The organism is Streptacidiphilus anmyonensis (assembly GCF_000787855.1).
GTDB lineage: Bacteria > Actinomycetota > Actinomycetes > Streptomycetales > Streptomycetaceae > Streptacidiphilus > Streptacidiphilus anmyonensis.
In genome coordinates this window covers 111,227-132,813 of sequence record NZ_BBPQ01000003.1, presented here as the reverse complement: position 1 = coordinate 132,813, position 21,587 = coordinate 111,227, and the positions used below count along the sequence as shown (strand labels likewise).

General features: G+C 73.5%; 25 protein-coding genes. 11 read left to right on the top strand and 14 right to left on the bottom strand.

The genetic code is table 11. From position 1 onward, the window contains the following. Positions 1-534 precede the first annotated feature (534 nt). Positions 535-1,374 (bottom strand): Rv1733c family protein, encoded by an 840-nt coding sequence (locus TR50_RS45290; RefSeq protein WP_052440759.1) that lies wholly within the window; start codon positions 1,372-1,374, stop codon positions 535-537. Between the two features lie 158 nt (positions 1,375-1,532). Here TR50_RS45290 and TR50_RS05485 point away from each other — a divergent pair, with 158 nt between their 5' ends. After that, positions 1,533-1,844, top strand: a complete 312-nt coding sequence (locus TR50_RS05485) for a hypothetical protein (RefSeq protein ID WP_052440758.1) — start codon at positions 1,533-1,535, stop codon at positions 1,842-1,844. A gap of 7 nt (positions 1,845-1,851) precedes the next feature. Here TR50_RS05485 and msrA read toward each other — a convergent pair whose 3' ends face one another. The 6 genes from msrA to TR50_RS05455 form a co-directional block, all read right to left on the bottom strand. Continuing rightward, positions 1,852-2,361 (bottom strand): peptide-methionine (S)-S-oxide reductase MsrA, encoded by a 510-nt coding sequence (gene msrA, locus TR50_RS05480; RefSeq protein WP_042415021.1) that lies wholly within the window; start codon positions 2,359-2,361, stop codon positions 1,852-1,854. Between the two features lie 61 nt (positions 2,362-2,422). Beyond that, positions 2,423-3,436, bottom strand: coding sequence for a TIGR03617 family F420-dependent LLM class oxidoreductase (locus tag TR50_RS05475; protein ID WP_042415492.1), 1,014 nt, complete (start codon positions 3,434-3,436; stop codon positions 2,423-2,425). A gap of 83 nt (positions 3,437-3,519) precedes the next feature. Beyond that, positions 3,520-3,960, bottom strand: coding sequence for an ArsR/SmtB family transcription factor (locus TR50_RS05470; protein WP_084699768.1), 441 nt, complete (start codon positions 3,958-3,960; stop codon positions 3,520-3,522). Continuing rightward, a complete protein-coding gene (locus TR50_RS05465) occupies positions 3,957-4,328 on the bottom strand; it encodes a hypothetical protein (RefSeq protein WP_042415486.1) in 372 nt (123 codons plus the stop codon). The genes TR50_RS05470 and TR50_RS05465 overlap by 4 nt, the downstream gene beginning before the upstream one ends. Before the next feature lie 115 nt (positions 4,329-4,443). After that, positions 4,444-4,719 (bottom strand): metal-sensitive transcriptional regulator, encoded by a 276-nt coding sequence (locus tag TR50_RS05460; protein WP_042415483.1) that lies wholly within the window; start codon positions 4,717-4,719, stop codon positions 4,444-4,446. A 61-nt stretch (positions 4,720-4,780) separates the two neighbouring features. Continuing rightward, positions 4,781-6,877, bottom strand: a complete 2,097-nt coding sequence (locus tag TR50_RS05455; RefSeq protein WP_042415016.1) for an MMPL family transporter — start codon at positions 6,875-6,877, stop codon at positions 4,781-4,783. A gap of 375 nt (positions 6,878-7,252) precedes the next feature. Between TR50_RS05455 and TR50_RS05450 the strand changes: the two genes are divergently transcribed. Together TR50_RS05450 and TR50_RS05445 are read left to right on the top strand one after the other, a co-directional pair. Then, positions 7,253-7,534 (top strand): dsRBD fold-containing protein, encoded by a 282-nt coding sequence (locus tag TR50_RS05450; RefSeq protein ID WP_042415013.1) that lies wholly within the window; start codon positions 7,253-7,255, stop codon positions 7,532-7,534. A gap of 71 nt (positions 7,535-7,605) precedes the next feature. Continuing rightward, the gene (locus TR50_RS05445) at positions 7,606-8,307 is read left to right on the top strand and encodes a hypothetical protein (protein WP_201776790.1); all 702 of its coding nucleotides are present in this window, start codon (positions 7,606-7,608) and stop codon (positions 8,305-8,307) included. Between the two features lie 28 nt (positions 8,308-8,335). On the opposite strand, the gene TR50_RS05440 is transcribed toward TR50_RS05445, so the two are convergent. Then, complete coding sequence (locus TR50_RS05440) at positions 8,336-8,623, bottom strand: dsRBD fold-containing protein (protein ID WP_042415008.1); 288 nt, start codon at positions 8,621-8,623, stop codon at positions 8,336-8,338. Positions 8,624-8,827: 204 nt separating this feature from the next. On the opposite strand from TR50_RS05440, the gene TR50_RS05435 reads away from it, so the two are divergent. Then, positions 8,828-9,088: a DUF5808 domain-containing protein gene (locus TR50_RS05435; RefSeq protein ID WP_042415004.1), complete on the top strand. Its 261-nt coding sequence runs from the start codon at positions 8,828-8,830 to the stop codon at positions 9,086-9,088. 42 nt (positions 9,089-9,130) lie between these two features. Here TR50_RS05435 and TR50_RS05430 read toward each other — a convergent pair whose 3' ends face one another. Continuing rightward, positions 9,131-9,322: a hypothetical protein gene (locus TR50_RS05430; protein ID WP_042415002.1), complete on the bottom strand. Its 192-nt coding sequence runs from the start codon at positions 9,320-9,322 to the stop codon at positions 9,131-9,133. Positions 9,323-9,462: 140 nt separating this feature from the next. On the opposite strand from TR50_RS05430, the gene TR50_RS05425 reads away from it, so the two are divergent. Beyond that, positions 9,463-10,263 (top strand): glycerophosphodiester phosphodiesterase, encoded by an 801-nt coding sequence (locus tag TR50_RS05425; RefSeq protein WP_084699767.1) that lies wholly within the window; start codon positions 9,463-9,465, stop codon positions 10,261-10,263. Here the strand turns inward: TR50_RS05425 and TR50_RS05420 are convergent. Continuing rightward, positions 10,250-10,996: a hypothetical protein gene (locus TR50_RS05420; protein WP_042414998.1), complete on the bottom strand. Its 747-nt coding sequence runs from the start codon at positions 10,994-10,996 to the stop codon at positions 10,250-10,252. The genes TR50_RS05425 and TR50_RS05420 overlap by 14 nt on opposite strands. A 104-nt stretch (positions 10,997-11,100) precedes the next feature. Continuing rightward, positions 11,101-12,219, bottom strand: a complete 1,119-nt coding sequence (locus tag TR50_RS05415) for a site-2 protease family protein (RefSeq protein WP_042414995.1) — start codon at positions 12,217-12,219, stop codon at positions 11,101-11,103. 248 nt (positions 12,220-12,467) lie between these two features. Between TR50_RS05415 and TR50_RS05410 the strand changes: the two genes are divergently transcribed. Next, entirely contained in the window at positions 12,468-12,935 is a 468-nt protein-coding gene (locus TR50_RS05410; protein ID WP_042414992.1) for a DUF5709 domain-containing protein, read from the top strand. A 116-nt stretch (positions 12,936-13,051) separates the two neighbouring features. After that, complete coding sequence (locus tag TR50_RS05405) at positions 13,052-14,755, top strand: sigma-70 family RNA polymerase sigma factor (RefSeq protein ID WP_236654286.1); 1,704 nt, start codon at positions 13,052-13,054, stop codon at positions 14,753-14,755. A gap of 65 nt (positions 14,756-14,820) precedes the next feature. Here TR50_RS05405 and TR50_RS05400 read toward each other — a convergent pair whose 3' ends face one another. Continuing rightward, positions 14,821-15,681: a sterol desaturase family protein gene (locus TR50_RS05400; RefSeq protein WP_042414989.1), complete on the bottom strand. Its 861-nt coding sequence runs from the start codon at positions 15,679-15,681 to the stop codon at positions 14,821-14,823. Positions 15,682-15,765: 84 nt separating this feature from the next. Here TR50_RS05400 and TR50_RS05395 point away from each other — a divergent pair, with 84 nt between their 5' ends. Further along, positions 15,766-16,242 (top strand): TetR/AcrR family transcriptional regulator, encoded by a 477-nt coding sequence (locus TR50_RS05395; protein WP_201776789.1) that lies wholly within the window; start codon positions 15,766-15,768, stop codon positions 16,240-16,242. Beyond that, complete coding sequence (locus TR50_RS48100; RefSeq protein ID WP_201776788.1) at positions 16,239-16,409, top strand: hypothetical protein; 171 nt, start codon at positions 16,239-16,241, stop codon at positions 16,407-16,409. The genes TR50_RS05395 and TR50_RS48100 overlap by 4 nt, the downstream gene beginning before the upstream one ends. Before the next feature lie 423 nt (positions 16,410-16,832). Here the strand turns inward: TR50_RS48100 and TR50_RS05390 are convergent, their stop codons facing one another. Next, positions 16,833-17,315: a TIGR00725 family protein gene (locus tag TR50_RS05390; RefSeq protein ID WP_042414988.1), complete on the bottom strand. Its 483-nt coding sequence runs from the start codon at positions 17,313-17,315 to the stop codon at positions 16,833-16,835. Beyond that, entirely contained in the window at positions 17,312-18,088 is a 777-nt protein-coding gene (locus TR50_RS05385) for a VOC family protein (protein ID WP_042414986.1), read from the bottom strand. Before TR50_RS05385 ends, TR50_RS05390 begins: the two co-directional genes overlap by 4 nt. Positions 18,089-18,692: 604 nt before the next feature. Here TR50_RS05385 and TR50_RS05380 point away from each other — a divergent pair. Together TR50_RS05380 and TR50_RS05375 are read left to right on the top strand one after the other, a co-directional pair. Next, entirely contained in the window at positions 18,693-19,409 is a 717-nt protein-coding gene (locus tag TR50_RS05380) for a rhomboid-like protein (RefSeq protein ID WP_042414982.1), read from the top strand. Positions 19,410-19,803: 394 nt separating this feature from the next. Next, positions 19,804-21,519: an ABC transporter substrate-binding protein gene (locus tag TR50_RS05375; RefSeq protein ID WP_042415473.1), complete on the top strand. Its 1,716-nt coding sequence runs from the start codon at positions 19,804-19,806 to the stop codon at positions 21,517-21,519. Positions 21,520-21,587: the final 68 nt, after the last annotated feature.

Genomic DNA, 21,587 nt, shown 5'->3' with positions numbered 1-21,587 from the left:
CCCCCCCCCCCCCCCTCCTGCGCCAACTCCCGCCCCGCCTCCGCCACCGCCTGCCCTCCCCACCCGAACGGCAACCGGCCACAACCGCCCCGGCACCGACGGACGAACGAGACGAGCCCCGGCCCCTGCCGTGACCGCCACGAGCCGCGAGCCGCGCGGGGGCGCGGACATGTGGGGGTGGCGGCGGGACAAGGTGCAGCGACGCAGGGCTGTCGCGAGACGCAGCACCCCGCGATGCCAGTCCGCGCGGAGCGCGGGATCCGTCCGGCGCACAGAGCGAGGCCCGGCGGGGACACGGCGTGGCGGCGCGGAGCGCCGGGGCGCGCGAGGGCCAGGCCCCGTCCAGTCGCAGCCCAAAGCGCGACAGCCCAAAGCGCACCGCACAGCGGCGCCAGGCCGCGCGAAGCGCGGGATCCGTCCGCAGAACGCAGCGCAGCCGGGACACGGCGTGGCGGCGCGAAGCCCGGGGCGCGGAGCGCCGGGGCGCAGTGGGGGCTGGCCGGAGGGGGGTGTTGGTGCGCGGCGCCGGAGGCGTCAGCGGCCGCCGACGTCCTCGTTGCGGTGGCGGCCGGACCAGTGGGGTTCGACGCGGGCCCAGTCCTTCGCCCAGGCGCGGGACGCGCGGCGGTCGAGGCGGGTGCGGAGCACCCGGCAGCCGCCGAGGGCGAAGGCCTCCGCGCCGGCGAACGCCGTCAGGCCGACGAGGCCCGCGAAGACGCCCCGGTCCGTGGCGGAGGACGGCCGGACCGCAGGCCGACCGGCGTCGTCGACCCAGACGGAGACCCGGGTGCCGGCCGCCTGATGGCGCAGGACCACGACCCGGCCGGTGTGCCGGGATCCGGCCGGGTACTCCCAGGCCGCGGGCACGCTGACCAGGGCCACGGCCTCGTCCCGCGCCGTGGACCGGCTCACCGCGCGGGACATCCCACTCGCGAGCGTCGTGGCCGTGACCGCGTGCGTGTGCCCCGCGGCCTCGGCCGCCGCGGCGTCGCTGTGCGCGTGCACGGCGAGGCCGACCGCGAGGCCGAGCCCCAGGGCGGTCGCCGCCAGGCGTGACCGGCTTCGTTCGAGGCGGGCACGGCGCCGATCGTCCGGCCGGAAGAGGGGATTGGCCTCGACGGCGGCCCGAGCCGCCTCGCTGCGCCAGGTCGCCGCCCGCTCCACGGGGCCCGACAGCAGGCGGCCGAGCAGGGTGAACGCGCACAGCAACGCGAGCGCGCGCAGATCCGGCCCTGTCAACCACCCCACCGCACCGTCCCGTTGGACGGCGAGCCCGTCGTAGCAGCCCCAGCAGACCGCCGCCACCAGCGGCAGCAGTGCCCAGGGCGCGAACGCGCCGCACAACGCGGCGACGGCCGCGAAGACCCCCAACATAACGGCAGGGTAACCCGGGCCGGACGCGTGTGTCCGATGCTTCTCGGCCGTGTGGGGCGTGTCTCAGGACTACACTTCCCATACTTGCGCACATGAGCAAGTGGCTTGATTCGACGGGAAGCTGAGTCGGGGTTCGACGAACGGGGACGGAGCGGCGCGTGAAGCAGGCGCGGGGTGCGCAGATGCGGCTGACGGCGGTGGTCAGCGAGATCGAGGGGCTCTACACGGCATGGCTGCGTGCCCGCGGCCCGGCCCGCAGGCGTCGGCTGCTTCTCGAACTCGCCTCCGCGGCCACCAAGTTGGCCGCCGAGGCGACGCGCGCGACCACGCCGATCCCGTACCCCCGCCCGCTGCCGCGCACCCGCCGCGCCCGCCGGGCCCTGGCGGCCCAGCGCGGCGCGGACTGGCTCACCGACCGGTTCTCGGACCCGGAGCCCCAGCCCCTGCCGGGCCGGGGTTCGAACCGCTAGTACGCGCTCAGCCGTTGCGGCGGGGCAGCTTCCAGTTCGGGCGGGGGAAGTGGCAGGTGTACCCGTTCGGGTAGCGCTCCAGGTAGTCCTGGTGCTCCGGCTCGGCCTCCCAGAAGGGCCCGGCCGGGGAGACCTCGGTGACGACCTTGCCGGGCCACAGGCCCGAGGCGTCGACGTCGGCGATGGTGTCCTCGGCGACGCGCTTCTGCTCGTCGTCGAGGTAGAAGATCGCCGAGCGGTAGCTCATGCCGATGTCGTTGCCTTGGCGGTCGCGCGTCGACGGGTCGTGGATCTGGAAGAAGAACTCCAGGATGGCCCGGTAGTCCGTCACCGCCGGGTCGAACTCGATCTCGATCGCCTCCGCGTGCGTCCCGTGGTGGCGATAGGTCGCGTTGGGGACGTCGCCGCCGGAGTAGCCGACCCGTGTGGCCAGCACTCCCGGCTGCCGCCGGATCAGCTGCTGCATCCCCCAGAAGCAACCACCCGCCAGCACGGCCTTCTGCGTCTGCGTGGCCACGGGGCACCCTCTTTCTCGTCTGCGCTTGGTGTCAACACGCCCAACGTCCGAGCTCGCGTCGTCATTCCTGCCCGCGCAGCAGGCCCGCCACCGCCGAGGTGAGGGCGGCGTCCACGGGGTAGGGCGTGTAGAGGGAGACCCGGTCCACCGCGTCCCCGAACCTGGCGGTCAGCGCGGAGGCGACCTGCGCGGGCGTCCCGGCGACGGCGAAGGCGTCCAGGACGTCGTCGGGGACCTCCCCGGCCATCTCCTCCCAGGCGCCGCGCCGCGACAGCAGGTGCAGACGGTCGGCCAGCGCGCCCCAGCCGTGCTGGTCGAGGACCGCACGGTAGGCGGGCGTCGAGGCGTAGAACGCGATCTGACCGCGGACCGCGCGCTCCGCCTCCGCCCGTGCGGCCTCGTCCGCGCCGAGGACCGCCATGGCCTGAAGGCAGACGGTGAAGCCGTCCAGGCTTTCGCCTCCGCGCGCCGCGCGCAGCACGGGAAGGGTGCGCTCGTGCAGGTAGGCGGGGGTGGTGAAGGCGTGGCAGAGCAGGCCGTCGGCGACGCGGCCCGCCACCTGGGTCATCCGCTCGCCGACGGCGGCCAGCAGGATCGGCGGGTTGCCGTGCGGGTTGGGGCCGGGGTCGAAGAACTCGGTCATCAGGGTGTGCCGGTAGAACTCGCCCTTGAAGAAGAGGCGGCCCTCCCCCGCCCAGGTGGCCCAGATCGCGCGCACCGCGCGGACGAACTCCTCCATCCGCGCGGCGGGCCTGCTCCACGGCATCGCGAAGCGCCGTTCGATGTGCGCCTGCACCTGGGAGCCGAGGCCGAGCTGGAACCGGCCCCCGGAGATCAGCTGCACGTCGTTGGCGAGGGTGGCCACCGTCATCGGGTTGCGCGCGAAGGCGACGGCGATGGCGGAGCGCAGCGCGATCCGCTCGGTCGCGCGCGCCGCCAGCGTCAACGAGGTGAAGGCGTCGTGCTTGGTCTCGGAGACGGCGAACCCGTCGTATCCGGCGGCCTCCGCGGCCACCGCCGCGGCCTCCGCCCGGAGCGGCGAGGAGGAGACGTCGGCGGCGTCGTCGATCTTCATGGTCACCCGCTCATCCTCGCAGGCGCGGCTCCCGTTCCAGCCCGTTCCCAGCCCTGTTCCCAGCCCCGCTCCAGCCGGGCGGATCAGCCGCCGGGTGACCCGCACCCGGCCTCGGCGTGCGACTTGACCTCCTCCTCCGGCTCGGGCTCGTCCGCCTCCTCGGCCTCCGACGGCGCGGCGGAGCCGTCCGCCCGCAGTTCGTCGAGCAGCCGCTGCTGCTTCTCCAGCAACTCGGCGAGGATCCGCCGCGCGACGCGGAGCAGGTCCGCGACGTCGGGCCCGGTGAGCGCGTAGACGACGGCCGGGCCCTCGCGGTGGGAGGTGACCACGCCCGCCCGCCGCAGCACGCCCAACTGCTGGGAGAGATAGGCCGGTTCGACGCCGATGTCGTCGAGCAGGGCCCGCACGCTCGTCGGCCCGATGCTGAGCAGCTCCAGCGCCCGGATGCGGACGGGGTGCCCGAGCAGCCGGAAGAACTCGGCCTTGCGCTGGTAGAGCGGGGGCGCGGCCGCCTGCGGGCTCACAGGTCGAGCTCGCCCTCGATGAGCTGGAGCCGGCGCCGGGCCATGGCCAGGTTGGCGCGCTTCCGGTCGAGGATCAGGACCAGGAACAGCCCCGCGCCGTTCGCAGCGGTGAGCGGCCGGATCAGGTGGTACTGACGGGTGAGGGTGATCAGGATGTCCTCGATCGTGCCGCCGACCCCGAGCATCTCCATGGTGCGCTTCTTGGCGCGCACCAGATCGGTGTGCCCGGCGGCGGCCACCGCCGGGTCCAGCTCGGGGGTGCCGCCGATCACGCCGAGGCTCATGCCGCTGGCCAGGTCCACCAGTGCGGCGCCCATGGCGCCGTCGATGGTCATGGCTTCCTTGAGTGCGATGTCCGTGTTCGCCATGACCATGGACACTAAGTGTGAGCACTCCGTCGCACATGGTGAATTGCCGAAGTCTGCAAATGGCGCGGACGCGCACGGTACAGTGCGCGCCCGCGCCGCCGACCCGAGCCCGCGGCTAGGCCAGGGTCAGGAAGAGCTTCTCCAACTCGGCCTCGGTCATCGGCGCGGCGTCGGCCGCGCCCTCCCCGTCGGCGGCCATGCACTGCCGCATGCCGCTGGCCACGATCTTGAACCCGGCCCGGTCCAGCGCCCGCGACACCGCCGCGAGCTGCGTGACGACGTCCCGGCAGTCACGCCCCGCCTCGATCATGGCGATCACACCGGCCAGCTGCCCCTGCGCGCGACGCAGCCGGTTCAGCACCGCGCCCTGCGCGTCCTCGTCGACCTTCATGCCGTCCTCGACCATCCTCACGATTTCGTGTCCCTCCATTGTACCCCAGGGGGTATCGCCCTCAGCCGTGGGAGAACGGGATGTCCGGCAGGACGCGGCGCAGCCAGGCCGGCGCCCGCCAGGCGGCGTGCCCGGTCAGGCGCAACAGCACCGGCAGCAGCACGAGCCGGACCAGCGCGGCGTCGAAGAGCACGGCGAGCCCCAGCACCAGCCCCATCTCCTTGGGCGGCAGCGGCCCGGAGAGGGCGAAGGTCAGGAAGACCGCCACCATGACACCTGCCGCCGCGAAGACGACCCGCCCGGAGTGGGCCAGCGCACCCGTCATCGCGGCCCGCGGAGACCCGGTCCGCTCGTAGTGCTCCTTGGCCGAGGCCAGCAGGAACACCGTGTAGTCCATGGCGATGGCGAAGATCATCGCGAAGAAGAAGACCGGCGCCCAGCCGTCCAGGAAGCCCTGCGGATGGAAGCCGAGCAGCCCCGCGCCGTGCCCGTCCTGGAAGACCAGCCGGGCCGCGCCGAAGGCGGCGCCGGTGGAGAGCAGGCTGGTCAGCGTGCCGAGCGCGGCGATCAGGGGCGCCTGCAGGGCGACGAGCAGCAGCAGGAAGCCGAGGCCGAGGATCACGCCGAGCACCAGCGGGGTCTTCTGGTCGAGCGCGTGCTGGAGGTCGAGGTTCTCGACCGCCGCGCCGCCGACCAGCGTGCCCCGGGGCAGCTCGGCCCGCAGGCTGTCCACGGTGGTCTTCAGGGTCGGGTTCGAAGGATCGACCGTGGGCACGGCCTGCACCAGCGACCAGCCGGAGCCGTCGGACGCGGCCTGGGCCGGCATCGCGGCGGCGATACCGGGCGTCGCCGCGACCTCCGCCCGCACCTGCGCCGCCTGACCGCTCGGGGCCAGGATCTGCAGCATGCCGGGCGCGCCCGGCCCGAACGCCTGCTGCACGGCGGTGTAACCGACCCGAGCGCTGGCGTCGGAGGGGATCACGGTGATCGACGGCATGGCCGTGCGCAGTCCGACGACCGGCGCGGCGAGGGCGAGCAGGACCGCCAGCGCGACGGCGCCGTAGCGCAGCGGGTGGCGCCACAGGCGCTCACCCCAGGCCGCGAAGCGCGGCGAGCCGTGCGACGTCCGCGAGCCGCCCCCGTCGCGGGCGGAACCGTCGCGGGCCGAACCGGCGCGCGCCCAGGGCAGCGCGAGGGCGTCGATGCGACGGCCCAGCCGGGCCAGCACGGCGGGCAGCAGGGTCAGCGTGGCGGCGAGCACGAAGACGACGGCCAGCATGATGCCGCCCGCCATCGACCGGAACGCCGGGGAGGGAACGAGCATCACGGCCGAGAGGCTCACCAGCACCGTGACGCCGGACAGCAGGACGGCCTTGCCGGCTGTGTCCATCGTCTCGGCGACGGCCTCCGCCGGCGAACGTCCGGCGTCCTGGCGGGCGGCACGGAAGCGGACCACCAGGAAGAGCGCGTAGTCGATGCCCAGGGCGAGCGCGAACATCATCGCGAAGTTCATCGCCCAGACGGACACCGGGAAGAGATGGCTGATCAGCACGAGCGACCCTGCCGAGGCGGCGAGCCCGGCCATGGTCAGCAGCAGCGGGAGCCCTGCGGCGACCAGCGAGCCGAAGGCGAGCACCAGGATGCCGAGGGTCACCGGCCAGGACAGGAACTCCGAGTGCATCATCGCGTCGTGGTTGGCGGCGTTGAAGTCGCTCCACAGCACGGACGCGCCGGTGGCGTGGACCTCGACGCCGGGCTTCGACAGCGCGGCGAGCGGGCCCTTGAGCGCGTCGGCCGCCCGGACCATGTCGTCCGGGCTCGCCTTCGCTCCCGCGAGCACGATCGCGGTGTGCCCGTCCCGGCTGATCGTCGCGCCCGGCTGCGGCGGGACGACGGAGGAGACCCGCGGATCGGCCGCGGCGAGCCGCTCGGCCGCGCCGATCACCTGCCGGACCGCCGGGTCGGAGACCGGCCTGTCGGCCTGGACCACGATCTGCAGGGCCGAGGAGGCGTCTCCGCCGAAGTGCTGCTGCGCGACAGCGCGGGCCCTGACCGAGTCCGAGCCGTCCGCCTGCCAGCCCGCGCCCGACAGCGCGGTGGTGACCTTCGGCGCGAACGCGCCGAGCGCGACGACGAGCAGCAGCCACCCGACGAACACGACCCTGGCGTGGGTGGCAGCCCACAGGCCCAGACGTCCGAGCGTCCCGGGGCCCCGCGTCCCTGGTCCCCGCGCGCCGGGCGGCGGAACAGGCGACGGCGCGGGGGTCCGCTCGGTCAGGACGGGTGGTCGGGTGGGGCGCACAGCAGGGCTCCTCGATCGGGCGGCATCATCAATACCCACGGGGGTATCTGCCAAGCAGCGTAACCAGGCCTCCGCGCGATCCGCAAATACCCCCCGAGGTATCTGTGCCAGCGCTGTCCGAGCAGCCCGAAGCTGAGTACCGTGGGAGTGTCCGCGCGAAGCAGCGACGCGTCGTTGTGCGGCACGGGGGGCGTGACGCGCGGACGGCGACCACGAGATCGGGACACCGCCATGACATCGCCGACCATCCCCGCACCGCTTCGCACCAAGCGCTGGACACTGACCGTCGACCTCTTCGAGGAAGGCGACGACACCCGGGCCCACGCCGTTCTGGAGACCCCGGAACGCACCCTCGACGGCAACGGCTCCTCCCACCGCAACCCCCACGACAGCGAGATCCCGGACATCGGCGACGAGTACGCCGCGGGCCGCGCACTGATCGAGCTCGGCCGCCAACTCCTGCGCGCGGGGGCGGTCGACGCCGCGGCGGAGGAGGACGGCCGCTTCGGCTGAACCGCGCCCCGACCGAACCGCGCCACGGCCGGGCGCGACCCGATGGCAGGAGGGCCATGCGGGAGGGAGACATGCGTGCCCGTGACGTCCGGAGGGCTCGGAACGCCTCGCGCACTCCGCGGGCTCGGAACGCCCGGAGCGCCCGGAGTGCCGGCGTCGCCGGGCGGGTGCTGGGCGCCGGTGCGGCGACGGCCCTCGCCGTCGCCGCGGGCTACCCGTGGCTGTGGCGGTATGCCTGCCTGACCTGGGGCGCGAGCGCCGTGGAGGTGTGCCGGGCCATGCCGGGCGACGAGTTGCTGCCCGCCGCGCCGCTCGTGTCCACCCGCGCGGTGACCGTCGACGCCTGGCCCTCGGGGGTATGGCCCTGGCTGGTGGAACTGGGTCCGGGTCGCGGCGGCGCCTACACCTACGACTGGGTCGCCACCGTCTTCGGCCTCGAACGCCGTACGCCGGGCGGCGGCGCGGCCGCCCGTCCGGAGCTCAAGCCCGGCGATCTGCTCCCGCTGGGCAGTCGCGGCCCGGTCCTGGAGGTCGTCGACGTCGAGGTGGACCACAGCCTGGTGCTGCGCTCCCAGGACGGCCAGTGGGTCTGGTCCTTCGAGCTGCGTCCACGCGGCTCGAGCACCCGTCTGGTCAGCCGCAACCGCATCGAACAGCCGGGCGACGCGCTCGCCTCCCGGCTCTTCTCGCTCTACGTGCTGGAGCCGGCGGGTCTGGTGATGGAGCGCAAGATGCTGCTCGCCATCAAGAGGCGGGCCGAGGCCGCGCGCTGAGTGGACCACGTCGAGGGGGCGCGGAACCTCACAGGCCCGGCAGCACGGTGTTCGCCCGGGTGTCGGCCTGCCCCGCGCGCAGCAGTTGGTAGCCGAGGTCGATCAAAGCCCGCCCGGCGGCGAACTCGTCGCCGATCTGCGGCATCGGCCGGTCCACGGGGTCGCGCAGGGACGCGGAGTGCGCCTGCAGGCTGCTGTCCCCGCAGTCCAGCACCGCGTGCGCGCTGGTGACGTCACCGTCCTCGAACAGGTCCACGCGGACCGTCCACGTCTTGGTGTGCTCGCCGCTGGAGGCGGGGCCGCCGCTGCCGTCCATGATGGTCTCCTTCCGCCGGTCGCCCTCCCCCGACCCGGAATACCAGCCTGGTTCCAGTGGGCCACGCTCCCACGCCGCAGGGAAGCCCCCGGACCCGGAACGCGGAGACCACTTGTCCGCGCCCCCGCGGCGATCTAGCGTCGTCGTATGACCACCCGTCAAGGCAGAGGCAGAGGCGGAGACGATCGACGAGGCGGCGGGACGTTGAACCGCGTCGTCCTCGCCGCCGCTGTCGGCGTCACGGCGGCCGCCGTGGCGAAGGAGCTGCGCCGCCCCGCCGAGGAGCGGACCTGGCAGGGGCGGATCGTCGGACTGCCCTACGACTTCCGGCCGCCCACCCTCGCCCGGGTCCGTGCGGAGTACTGGGCCCCGGACAACGACGCCCTGTTCACTCCGCACGCCTTCGGCGTCGGCTACGGCGTCAACCTCGCCCGCCTGGTCCGGCTGCTCCCGCGCCGGGCGTAGCCGCCGCGCCTGCTACTGCCGCGCCTGCGACCGCCCGGCCTGCTACTGCTGGGCCTCGGACTTCCGTGCCTGCGGGCCGTCGTCGAGACGGCGGAGGCCGATGAGCACCCCGAGGAGCCCGGCCTGCTCGGGACTGAGGCGGCCGACCGCGTCCAGCATCGACAGCGGAGCGGCTGGCTCCGCCTCGGCGGGCGACGCGGACCCCGAGAGTTCCTCGGGACGATCCGGCTCCATCCAAGGTCTCCTTCACTCGTCAGCTGATCGCACCAATGCCCCCGGTCGAGGCAGCATGACAGATCATGCACCGTTCAGCGCCACCGGGTGGGTAACCTGACCGAACGCCCGCCGAGGACGAGAGGACGGGGTGCGCGCCCATGCAGGCCGAGGACGAGACGGAACTGCTCCGCGCCCGACCGCACGCCGAACGGCCCGCCGCGCGCGGGCTCTCCGGGGGCCGACGCGTCGCCGTCGTCGCCCACCGGGGCGCGCCGCTGGTCGCCCGCGAGAACACCCTCCCCTCGCTGCGCGCCGCCGTGGCGCTGGGCGCGGACTGGGTCGAGATCGACGTCCGCCTCACCCGCTGCGGCACGCCCGTCCTGCTCCACGACGCGACCCTGGACCGCCTGTGGGACGTGCCCCGCGCCGTCGCCGACGTGGACGCGACGGAGGTGGCCGGGCTGACCGGCCCGGCCGGTGAGCGCATCCCGACGCTGCGGGAGGCCCTGCCGGTCTGCGCGGCGGCCGGGGTCACCGTCATGGTCGACGTCCCCGCGCCGGACGGGGGCGAGGCGTCGCTCGCCGTGGTCCGCGAGCTCGGGCTGCTCGACAGCTGCGTCTTCGCCGGGGACCTGACCGCGCTGGCGCGGATCCGCGCGGCGTCGTCGGAGGCCCGGATCGCGCTCAGCTGGGAGTCCTTCCTGCCGCCGGGTGCGGACCTGCTGGCCCGCATCCGGCCGCAGTACCTGAACACGGAGCACCACCGGTTGACGCGCCCGCTGGTCGCCTGGGCCCGACGCCGCGGGCTGGCGGTCAGCGTCTGGACGGTGGACCGTCCGGCCCGGATGACCCGCCTGGCCCGCCTGGGCGCGGACGTGATCATCACCAACGACCCCGAGCTCGCGCTGTCCGCGCTCACCCCGCCGGGCTGCGCGGGCCGCGTCGTCAGGAGCGCGTGAGCGCCTGGTACTCGCCCGTCAGCAGGCCCGTCATGGTGGTGTGGTCGGGCGCCGCGGGGTTGATCTGGACGATCCGCAGCACGTTGTCGCCCGCCAGCGCGAGGCCCATCGACGTCGAGTTCCCGAACGAGTCCAGCTTGGCCGCGACGAAGACCTTGCTCTGCCCGATGCCGGGGACGGCGTAGCCGCCCGTGGCGTCCCAGTCCTTGGCGTCGGCCCTCACCTGGGAGAGGTAGTCGCTCTGGGCGCCCGAGGCGGACGCGTAGTGGATGATGAACGAGTCGACGTAGACGCCGGCCGCCGGGTCGTACCAGTTCTGCCGGACCGCGTACTGGAGACCCCGGCCCTTCTGGATGCCGCGCTCGTCGGCCCAGGAGGCCTGCTTGTAGTCGGCCTCGATGAACTGCTCCGCGGTGATGACGCCGATGGCCGACGGGTTCTGGGCCTTGTCCCAGGGCAGGGCGGTGGCCGGGCGCTTCGGCAGCGCCGCGAGGATCCGGGCCTGATCTCCCGTCACCGCGCCTCCCGACACCGCGACGCCGGGCGAGGCCGCGGCGGAGCCGCCCCCAGGGCTGTCGGACGCCGCCGGGACCGGGGTCGCGGTCGCCCTGGCACCGCCGAAGCTGACGACCCCACAGCCGGAGAGCAGGGCCGCGGCGACGGCAGCGGCAGCGGCGACGCCCGCGCCGACGCCGAGTCGCGAAGAAGCACGGACCCCCGTGATGACACGCATGTTCAATCCTCGAAAGATGGAAGCGATCTTGCCTGGCCCGCTGATTCTCACGAGCCCACCGCGCCGTTGCGACGCGCTGAGGCAACGTTCGAATAAAGATCCGGCTATCCGCGCACGTAGCGGCGGTCCCGCAGCAGGACGGCGATGTCGGCGAGCGCGAGGACGCCGACCAGCCGGCCGTCCTCCAGCACCAGCAGCGGCGGGTTGCCCAGGGCCGCGTCCAGCGCCGGACCGGGCAACTCGTCCTCGGGCCCCGCGGTCGCGCACCGCGCCAGCGGAAGGGCGACGTCCCGCACCCGCGTCCCGTCCCGGAGCCGCTCCGGGACGGCGACGAGCGTGCGCAGTCGCACCACTCCGCTCGGGCGTCCGTCGAGGTCGACGACGGCGACCGCGCCGGCGGCGCGCCACGGTCCGCTGTCCGCGAGGCAGCGCGCCACCGTGCTCCAGTCGGGCACGACCAGTGGCGGCGAGGTCATCAACTCCCGCACCGTGCGGCCGCGTACGGCCAGCCCGATCTTGGCGTGCTGGATCTCGGCCGCGGCGGCGACGGCCAGGAAGCCGCCGACGACCAGCAGCCACAGCCCCACGCCCTGGCCGCGGATCAGCGCCGCCCAGCCTCCGGCCAGCATGAGTACGGCGAGCACCTGCCCGCACCGCCCCGCCTGACGCTCCGCGCGCTCCCGGTCCCCCGCCCGCCACCACAGTGCCGCCTGCAGCACGCGTCCGCCGTCCAGCGGCGCGGCAGGCAGCAGGTTGAAGACGGCGACCAGCAGGTTCACCACGCCGGACCAGAGGAGCAGCGCGGCCGGCACCTCCCAGTCCAGCGCGCGCAGCGCGACGAAGCCGAGCCCGATGCCGGCGCCCGCGAGGACGAGGCTGGTCAGCGGTCCCGCGAGGGCGACCCACAACGCGCGGGCGGGGGCGGTCAGCCGTCCGATCCGGGTCACGCCGCCGAGGGCCCACAGGGTCATCGAGTCCACCTCGGTGCCCGCCCGGCGGGCGACGAGGGCGTGCGCGAGCTCGTGCGCCATCAGGCTGGCGACCAGCAGCAGCGCGCCGAGCAGGCCCGCGGTGAGGTAGAAGCCGCTTCCGCGTCCCGGCAGCCAGGCGGGCAGCGTCTGGCTGCCCAACCCCACGGCCAGCACGGCGACGAGCACGGGTGCGCTCCAGTGCACCCGCACCGGTATCCCGAACAGGCGCCCGAACGGTGCCGAACCCCTCATCGCGCCCCGCCTCCTCGTTCTACCGACAGTGTTCCCGCTCCTGGCGGGCCCACTGCCCCGCGGGCGTGAGGAACTGATGAATTGCGCCCCCGGTCTCCCGCCGGGCAAGCGGGCAGAGCAGGCCCGCAGAGCATGAAAGGGCGGCTGGTGGGACGATCGAAACAGCCTCCGTCAGCGCCGCAGGCACTCCGCGGCTCCGCCGAGAGGTCCGCGCCGGACGGCCGGCCGGACCGGAAGGGATGCGTACCGTGTCGAACGACGAGTTGATGGGGGACGAGGTCTACCAGCCCAGCCGTGACGGCGACGTCCAGGACGACATCTCCCCGTTGGAACCCGAGGACACCCTCGACGACCGCGGCCTCGAGGACGTCCTCGACGAGGGCTACGCCCCACCCGAACGGCCCCTGGCCGTCGGCCGCTACGGGAACACCGCCGCCGAGCAGCGCGACCGCGAGACGCTGACGCAACGCCTCGCCGCCGAGAACCCGGACGTGGGCCCACCCGACGGCGACGGCATCGGCGACTGTGTGGACACCGACGGCGAGCCGGTCGACCCGGAGGCGGGCGAGACCCGCTCGGGACGGCTGATCGAGAGCCTCGACGCCCGCAGCCACCTGATCGCCGCCGACGCGGGCATCGCGGGCGGCGCGGCGACGGCCGAGGAGGCCGCCATGCACACCACCGACGACCCGGAGGCGATCCTCGGCGGCTGGTGAGCCACCTGTCCACAGGCGGCCGTCGGCCGTCGTCCGGCGAGTTCCAGCCGACTGACCGATTTCTGTGACCCCCGTGGGTTCCGTAGGGTCTCCACTCACGTACGGATGGAACCGACGTGGGCGAGGAGCACGGGATGGCGGGCTGGTCGGTGGAGGCGGGGCTGGTCGCGGCGGCGCGAGGCGGGCGGCAGGAGGCCGTGGACGAACTGGTCGGGCAGAGCCTGCCGCTCGTCTACAACATCGTCGGACGCGCCCTGTCGGGACGCGCGGACGTCGACGACGTCGTCCAGGAGACGATGCTGCGGGTGCTGCGCGGCCTGCCGGAGCTGCGGGACGACTCCGCGTACCGTTCGTGGCTCGCGGCGGTCACCATGAACCAGATACGCCGGCACCTGCAGTCGCGCGCGAACGCGGCCCAGGGCGGTCACGACCGGGCGCTCGACGAGCTCGCGGCCGTCGCCGACCCCGGGGCGGACTTCGAGGACCTCACCCTGACCGAGCTGGGCCTGTCCGGCCAGCGCCGGGAGACCGTCGAGGCGACGCGCTGGCTCGACCAGGACGACCGCGAGCTGCTCTCGCTGTGGTGGCTGGTCACGACGGGCCACCTGACCCGTGCCGAGCTGGCGGGCGCGCTCGGTCTGGAGCCGCACCACGTGACGGTGCGGGTGAGCCGGATGAAGGCCCAGCTGGACGTCTCGCGCGGGGTGGTCCGGGCGCTCACCGCGCAGCCGCGCTGCCCGGAGCTGGCCCGCACCGTGCACCTGTGGGACGGCAGGCCGAGCGCACTGTGGCGCAAGCGCCTGGCTCGCCACCTGCGGGAGTGCGAGCACTGCGGCGCGCTCGGCGCGGACCTCGTGCCGCCGGAGCGGCTGCTGGTGAACCTCGCCCTGGTCCCGCTGCCGGCGGGCTACGCGCTCTGGCTGCTGAGCCGTCTCGGCGGGGGCGGACTGCACGCCGCGGCCGTGGCGGACGCGCAGAGCTGGCACCCCGCGAACACGGCCAGGCCGCGCATTCCGGCGCAGCGCTCCTCGTCCGGTCCCCTCTCCCGCCACTCCCACCGCCTCCCGCGGCGCCGGCTCGGCCCGTTCTCCGGCAAGCCGCTGCTCGCCGCGGCCGCGGCGACGGTCACGGTCACGGCGGCGGTCGGCGCGGGCGTGGTGTTCTTCGGCCAGGACACCGGGGCCGCCGGGCAGCGTCCCGGTCTCACCTCCGCCGTCGCCGCCGACGGAACCACCGCCGCGGTGTCCTCCCCGAGCGCCGACGCGTCCCCGACGTCCAGCCCGACGCCGAGCGCGAGCCCCTCCCCGAGCCCGAGCCACGCGTCCCCGAGCGCGAAGCCGTCCCCGACCCCGACGCACGCCGCGAGCACCGCTCCCGCGCCCCCGACGTCCGCCGACGCGTCGGCGGTGCAGCAGGTCCTGGCCGTCATCAACCAGGCGCGGGCGGGTCAGGGCCTCGCGCCGCTGACTCTGACCTCCGGTCTCGACTCCAGCTCCGGCGCGCACAACCGGGTGATGGCCGGGGGCTGCGGCCTCTCCCACGACTGCCCCGGCGAGCCCGCGCTCGGCGACCGGGAGACCGCCGCGGGCGTGCAGTGGAGCAACGCGGGCGAGAACATCGGCACGGGCGGGCCCGTCTCGAACGACACCTCCGGCATCGCGGGCATGGCCGTCGGCCTCACCCGCTCGATGCTGGCCGAGCAGCCGCCCAACGACGGCCACCGGAAGAACATCCTGAGCCCGGACTTCCACCACATCGGCATCGCGGTGATGCGCGACAGCTCGGGCAACGTCTGGATGACCCAGGACTTCTCCAACTGACCGACGGTGACGGTCTGACGGTGACGGGGTGACGGTCCGGGTGCTCCGGGAGCACCGCCGACGGGCTACCGCTCGGCGGCGGGCTCCCAGCCCGGCGGCCCGAAGACGTAGCCGAGCTTGTCGCGGAGGCGGGGAGCGGCGCCGACCTTGCGCAGCAGTTCGGCGAACGCCCGGTACTCGAGCTTGACCACGTCGTAGGTCCCGACCGGCTTGGTCAGGCCGTAGGTCGGCCGGTGCAGCTCCGGCTGGAAGGTGCCGAAGATCCGGTCGAAGACGATGAGGATTCCCCCGTAGTTGCGGTCCAGGTACTCCGGGTCCGAGCCGTGGTGGACGCGGTGGTGCGAGGGCGTGTTGAACAGGAACTCGACGGGCCGCGGCAGCTTGTCGACCAGCTCGGTGTGGACGAAGAACTGGTAGATCAGGTTCGTCGAGAACGCCACGTAGAGCGCCCACGGGGCGAAGCCCAGCAGGGGCAGCGGCAGCCAGAAGAAGACCTCGAACCAGGGGTTCCATTTCTGCCGAAGCGCGGTGGCGAAGTTCATGTACTCACTGGAGTGGTGCGCCTGGTGCGCGGCCCAACCGACGCTGGTGCGGTGCACGAACCGGTGGTTCCAGTAGTAGGAGAAGTCCAGACCGACCAGGAGCAGCACCCAGAACCACCAGGCGCCGACGGGCAGATGCCAGGGCGCCAGGTAGGTGTAGAGCGCGCTGTAGACGAAGAACGTCCCGACCTTGAAGGCGGTCAGGAAGAACAGCGAGCCCACTCCCATGGTGAGGCTGGCACGCGCGTCCTTGAACGAGTACCCGGTCACGTTGTCGTCGTGGTCGAGCCACCGCAGCGCCGCCAGCTCGACGAGCATGCTCAGCACGAAGAAGGGGAGCGCGTAGGTGACCGGGTTGTGCATCGGATCCAGCAGGTCCGACATGGAACTCCTCCCGGGAAGTGACGGCGGGCAAGTGACTTCTGGGTAAGTTACCACCGGGTCAATTGGCTCCGCTATGCTTCCGCCATGGGCAAGGCAGGAACCAAGGGCGTCGCCCGACCGGAGCGCGAGCGGCAGATCGTCGACATCGCCGGCCGCGTCTTCGCCGACCACGGATACGCCGGCACGTCCCTGACCGCCGTCGCCGAGCAGGCCGGCATCTCCAAGCCGCTGATCTACAACTACTTCGGCTCCAAGGAGGGCCTGTTCGCGGCCTGCCTGACCTGCGCGGGCGAGGCGCTCGCCGAGGTGATCGAGGGCGCCGCCGAGCTCGGCCTGGTGGGCCAGGAGAGCGTCGTGGTCACCCTGGACCGGGTCTACGCCGCGCTCGAACCCCGGCCGTGGATGTGGCGGGGTTCCGCGACCCGACCATGCCCGCCACGTCCGAGATCACCGAGCAGCGCGACCGGTACGCCCGGCGGATGCACGCCGTGGGCGTCGAGGGCGTGCGCGAGCTGCTCCACCTGGCCGGCAACGACGACCCGCTCGACGCCTCGGCCATGACCGCGGCATGGGTCAACGTCTTCGACGCGCTGGTGAACTGGTGGATCGACCACCCCGGCGAGTCCCGCGCGAGCATGACCGCCCGCACCATCCGACTCAGCGCCTCGGTCTTCGGCCCGATGGAATCCGCCCCTCCGATCACCGCCCGGCGGGACACCGGCGCCTGAGGAACGGCGTGGCCACGAGGCACAGGCTGCGGGGCGAGGGCGTCCGCCCGCGCGCGGCAGCGCGAGGCGGCGAGGTCGCGGGAGATCGAGCGTGCCCGCTGTAGCTGGCCGCGAGGCACAGGCCGCGAGGGCCGAGCTCCACCCGCGAGCGCGCCAGCGCGAGGCGCAGAGGCCGTGGGAGGCCGATCGTGCCCGCCGCGCGCCGTCAGGTCGAGGAGTCGGCCCGCGGGCGCAGCAGCGCGGGCCGGCGGGGCCGCAGGAGGCCGAGCCTGCCCGCTGCAACTGGCCGCGAGGCGTGGGCCCGCCAGGGCAGACGACATCCGAGCGCGGGCGCGGCAGCGCGAAGCGGGAGGTGGTGCGGGCGCGGGGGGCGAGTGAGCCTGTTGGGCGGGCGGTTGGGTGGAAGCCGCAGGCGCGTTTCGGTCAGCGCGTGTCGATGACGGCGAGCAGCGCCGACACCGCTTGGTCCGGGGTCGCCACCTCGTGCGGGCCCGGAAGGCCGCCGCTCGGTGGCGTCAGCCGCCAACCGCCGAGGGAGACCACGGGTTTGCCGGTCCGCAGGGCCAGGGCGACCTCGCTCATCGTGCCCCAGCTGCCGCCGACGGCGATCACGCCGTCCGCGACGCCGACGACCAGTCCGTTGCGGAGTTCGCCGAGGCCCGTCGGAAGGGTCACCGTCAGATGGGGGTTGCCGTCGGAGCGGGACCGGGTCGGGAGGAGGCCGACGACCGTGCCGCCGCTGCCGCTCGCACCGCGGGCGACCGCCTCCATGACGCCGCCGAGGCCGCCGCAGACGACGACCGCGCCGCGTGCGGCGAGAAGGCGGCCGACCTCCTCGGCCGTCGCGCACTCGTCCCGCGTGGCCTCGCCCGGTCCGATGACCGCCACGTAGGGCGCGTGGCTCACCTCGCCGGACGCTCCTGCGGCTGGATCAGGCACAGCCGCGTGCCCGACGGGTCCTGGAGCTGGGCGAACGGGCCGTACGGCGTCGGCGTGGCCGGGACGACGACCCTGCCGCCGAGCTCCACGGCGCGCGTGAGCGCGCTGGACAGGTCCGGGGTGGCGAAGAAGACCCGCCACGCCGGCGGGGCGACGACCCCGGAGTCCGTCGACGGCTCGGGTCCGCCGATCGCGGCGATACTGCGGTCGTCGATGCGCAGGACGACGCGTTCGTGCTCCCAGACCACCTCGGTGCGGTGGGAGATCTCCGGGTCCCAGTCCAGGACCTCGCCGTAGAAGAGGGCGGACTTGAACGGGTCGGCGGTGCGCAGTTCGATCCAGGCGGGGACGCCGGCCACCAGGGAGGTGGACGCCTCGGGGAGCTCCTCGGGGCCCTGCCACAGGCCGAAGCTCGCGCCGTCGGGATCCCGGGCCAGCACGATGCGGCCCGCGTCGATGGCGACCGGACCGACGCCGATCGTGCCGCCGCGGTCCGCGATGCGGCGGGCGCTCTCGTGGGCGTCGCGGACGCCGAAGAAGGTCGTCCAGCCGATGCCGAAACCGAGGTCGCCGACCTCGCTGATCCCGGCGACGCGGTGGCCGTCGACGACGACGTAGACGAAGGCGCCCAGGCGCTCCGGGCCCTGCTCGAACTCCCAGCCGAGGAGCCCGTGGTAGAAGCGCTCGGCGGCAGGGAGGTCGCGCACGATCAGGCTGACCCAGGACGGCGCGCCCTGCACGCCCCGTACCCGCGTTCCACGGACCCGCGGGCGCGCCTCGTCGGGGTCTGCCGGTTCGCCCGGATCGGACGGCTCCCCCGGCTCAGGCGGCTTCCCTGGCTCGGACGGCTCCCCTGGCTCGGACGGACGTGGCGGATTCGGGGGCGGCCCTGGCATCGGCGGCTGAGGCGGCTGCGGGGGCTGTGGTCGCGGAGGCTGCGGCTGTGCCGGGCCCGGCCTGGGCGGCTCACTCGGGGGTGAGACGTCGGGGTCCGGGAAAACCGGAATGTCGCCAGGCATCGGTGCGCCTCCCGAATCGATCGGCGGCGCCCGGCCTCGGCACGCCCACCTCTGGGTCGCTCCCGAACCATCCTACGCTCCGGAGACCCCCGCACCGGGGAGCCCGCAGGCCGTGTCCCGAGGGGCCCACGCGGCGCTGCCGGACGGCGTGCGACCGAAGCCGCGGCCCCGCGCCGGTGATCACCATCGTCCGCCCGGCCAGTTCCATGCGCCTGTCCCTCCCCCCGCGCCCGAAACGATCAACGTCAGGGTACGCACGGGATCCGCCGTCCGGTCCGAGACGGCCGGGGTTGCCGCCCTCCTCGGCCCGGGTTAGAAGGGGAGCGTGGAACTCGCCGCGGTGAAGTCCCGGATCGGCCGGGCCGGGCGGGCCGTGTGGAGGTACGTCCGCAGGGCCCCCGGCACCTTCCTCTGGCTGGCGATCCTGTTCGCGACCACCGTCGTGCTCCGCCACGTGAGCCCGCACACCGCCGAGCGGATCCTGGAACGGCACTCCACCAACCTGCACTACCTGTCGGTGTCGCCGGTACGGGTGCTGATCACCAGCGGCTTCTACATCGCCGGCGGCGGCTGGTGGTTCTACTTCGTGCTGTACAACATCTTCCACGTGCCGGCCGAGCGCTGGCTCGGCACCGCGCGCTGGCTGGCCGTGCTGCTGATCGCGCACGTCGGCGCGACCTACATCAGCGAGGGCGTCCTCCTGTGGGCGATCAACCACGGCATGGCGCCCGAGAAGGCGCGCTACACGCTCGACTACGGCGTCAGCTACGCCCTCGCCGGGATCGAGGCGGTGCTCGTCTACCTGATCGCGAAGCCCTGGCGCTACCTCTACCTGGTCGGGCTTCTCGGCTTCTACGTCCTCGGCGTCGTCCGCAGCCGCGACTTCACCAGCGTCGGCCACCTCAGCGCCGTACTCCTGGGCCTGGCCTGCTACCCGCTGACGCGATCCCGCCCGGGCTCCTTCGACCCCGTCGCCACCGCCCGCGCCCTCTGGCACCGCGCGCGCCAAGGCCGCCACGCCCGCGCGAGCGCCCAGGACTGACCCCGCGTCACCCGCTCCGGTCGCCCCTTGTCCAAAAACGGGTCCGACATGCGAGATCGGAAAGGCCGTCATGTTGACTGGCCTTATTCAGCCCCCATACAGTCCATGACCATGCACGCGCACCACCACATCGCCCCGTCCCAGCCGACCTACCAGGTCGCGCTGCTGGCCATGTGTGCGCACAGCGTGTCCGACAACCTCTGTTGTCGCTGACGCATCGGCGGGCCGCTGCCCGCGTCTGACTCCAGCATCCAGGCTCTGATCACCAGAGTCTCAGCAGCTGAGAAATCACCCCCTTCAAGGACCGGCCTCCGCCGCCGTGCCTCGCCGCGTGCGCGTCCCGCCGCGCGGCCTCCCTCCTGCCCCGGGCCGCCGCCCGACCGAGAACGCCACGATGCTTCGCCCTGCCCGAATAGCGCTATTCACCGCCACCGCTGTCGCCCTGACCGGCTCGCTCGCCGCCTGCGGCGCCGGCACCGGCTCCACCGCGAGCTCCTCGGGCGCGTTCTCGGCCGCGAACTGCCAGGGCGGCACCCTGCGGGTCCTCGACAGCGCCAAGAACGACAAGGGCTTCGACCCCGCCGTGCTCTACACCTCCGGTGGCGGGGCCATCCCGCGCCTGCTCTTCCGCACCCTGACGACGCGCCAGAGCGTGCCCGGCACGAACGGCACCAAGGTCGTTCCGGACCTGGCCACCGACACCGGAACCCCGAGCCAGAACGCCACCGTCTGGACCTACCACCTGAAGTCCGGCCTGAAGTTCGCCGACGGCACGGCCATCACCTCCGCCGACATCAAGTACGGCGTGGAGCGCTCCTTCTCGCCGCAGCTCGCGGGCGGCCCGCCCTACCTGCGCGACTGGCTCGTCGGCGGCGCCGACTACCAGGGGCCCTACGGCAGCGGCGCCAAGGACCTCACCTCGATCGAGACGCCCGACGCGAGCACCATCGTCTTCCACCTGCGCAAGAGCGAGGGCGACTTCCCCTACCTGGCCGCGGAGACGCAGTTCGCCCCCGTGCCGAAGGCCAAGGACACCGGCAAGGACTACAACGCCGACCCCGTCTCCTCCGGCCCCTACACGATCGCCGGCTTCACCAAGGGCAAGGAGCTCGACCTCGTCCGCAACACCCACTGGTCGCGCAGCACCGACCAGCAGCGCCTGGCCTGCCCGGACCGGATCGACATCTCGCTCGGCCTGTCCTCCGCCGTCATCAACCAGCGCCTGAGCGCCTCCGTCGGCCAGGACGCCGACGCCATCACCACCGACACCTCGCTGGACGCGCCGACCCTGGCCAAGGTCTCCGCCGACCCGGCGCTGAAGCAGCGCGTGGTGACCGGCAAGTTCCCGCAGATCTTCTACCTGGCCTTCAATCTCAAGAAGGCCCCCTTCGACAACCAGCTGGTGCGCGAGGCGCTCTCCTACGCCGTGGACCGCACCGCCCTGGTCAACGCCGAGGGCGGCACCCAGCTGGCAGTGCCCAGCACGACCTTCACCCCCGAGAGCCTGACGGCGGCTCACCAGGACTACGACGACTTCCCCGCGGGCGCGACCGGGAACCCGGCGAAGGCCAAGCAGCTGCTGGCCCAGGCCGGTCACCCGAACGGCATCACCGTACCGCTCGCCTACGACACCGACGACACGAACACCGGCGCACCCGCCGCGACCGCGCTGCAGCAGGCCTTCGCCAAGGCCGGCATCACCCTCCAGTTGCAGCCGCTCAGCGACGCGGACTTCGGCAGCACCGTCAACACTCCCGCCACCGAGCCCGCGCTGACCCTGACCAGCTGGGGCGCCGACTGGCCGAGCGGCGGCCCGTTCCTGACGCCGATCTTCGACGGCCGCCAGATCGTCACCGGCGGCGGCAACTTCAACCTGGCCCAGTACAACGACCCGTCCGTGAACGCGCAGATCGACAAGATCAACCAGATCACCGACTACGCCGCCGCGCAGAAGCAGTGGGCCGCCCTGGACGCGCAGCTGGGCAAGCTGGCGCTGACCGTCCCGCTGTACGAGGAGGCGACCAGCGTCCTGTACGGCTCGCACGTCAAGAACGCGTACCTGGACCAGTGGCGCGGCTGGTACGACATCGCCTCGGTGTCGGTCAAGTGACACTCTCCGGCACTGATTCCGCTACCGGGTCGGACACCGTCGCCCGGCCGGCCGCCGCCGCACCCGCG

Bases quoted from the DNA above. Each gene is read 5' to 3' on its own strand.
- TR50_RS45290 (WP_052440759.1), bottom strand. From the start codon at position 1,374: ATGTTGGGGGTCTTCGCGGCCGTCGCCGCGTTGTGCGGCGCGTTCGCG.
- TR50_RS05475 (WP_042415492.1), bottom strand. From the start codon at position 3,436: ATGAAGATCGACGACGCCGCCGACGTCTCCTCCTCGCCGCTCCGGGCG.
- TR50_RS05465 (WP_042415486.1), bottom strand. From the start codon at position 4,328: ATGGCGAACACGGACATCGCACTCAAGGAAGCCATGACCATCGACGGC.
- TR50_RS05460 (WP_042415483.1), bottom strand. From the start codon at position 4,719: ATGAAGGTCGACGAGGACGCGCAGGGCGCGGTGCTGAACCGGCTGCGT.
- TR50_RS05450 (WP_042415013.1), top strand. From the start codon at position 7,253: ATGACATCGCCGACCATCCCCGCACCGCTTCGCACCAAGCGCTGGACA.
- TR50_RS05445 (WP_201776790.1), top strand. From the start codon at position 7,606: ATGCGTGCCCGTGACGTCCGGAGGGCTCGGAACGCCTCGCGCACTCCG.
- TR50_RS05440 (WP_042415008.1), bottom strand. From the start codon at position 8,623: ATGGACGGCAGCGGCGGCCCCGCCTCCAGCGGCGAGCACACCAAGACG.
- TR50_RS05430 (WP_042415002.1), bottom strand. From the start codon at position 9,322: ATGGAGCCGGATCGTCCCGAGGAACTCTCGGGGTCCGCGTCGCCCGCC.
- TR50_RS05425 (WP_084699767.1), top strand. From the start codon at position 9,463: ATGCAGGCCGAGGACGAGACGGAACTGCTCCGCGCCCGACCGCACGCC.
- TR50_RS05420 (WP_042414998.1), bottom strand. From the start codon at position 10,996: ATGCGTGTCATCACGGGGGTCCGTGCTTCTTCGCGACTCGGCGTCGGC.
- TR50_RS05415 (WP_042414995.1), bottom strand. From the start codon at position 12,219: ATGAGGGGTTCGGCACCGTTCGGGCGCCTGTTCGGGATACCGGTGCGG.
- TR50_RS05400 (WP_042414989.1), bottom strand. From the start codon at position 15,681: ATGTCGGACCTGCTGGATCCGATGCACAACCCGGTCACCTACGCGCTC.
- TR50_RS05395 (WP_201776789.1), top strand. From the start codon at position 15,766: ATGGGCAAGGCAGGAACCAAGGGCGTCGCCCGACCGGAGCGCGAGCGG.
- TR50_RS48100 (WP_201776788.1), top strand. From the start codon at position 16,239: ATGACCGCGGCATGGGTCAACGTCTTCGACGCGCTGGTGAACTGGTGG.
- TR50_RS05375 (WP_042415473.1), top strand. From the start codon at position 19,804: ATGCTTCGCCCTGCCCGAATAGCGCTATTCACCGCCACCGCTGTCGCC.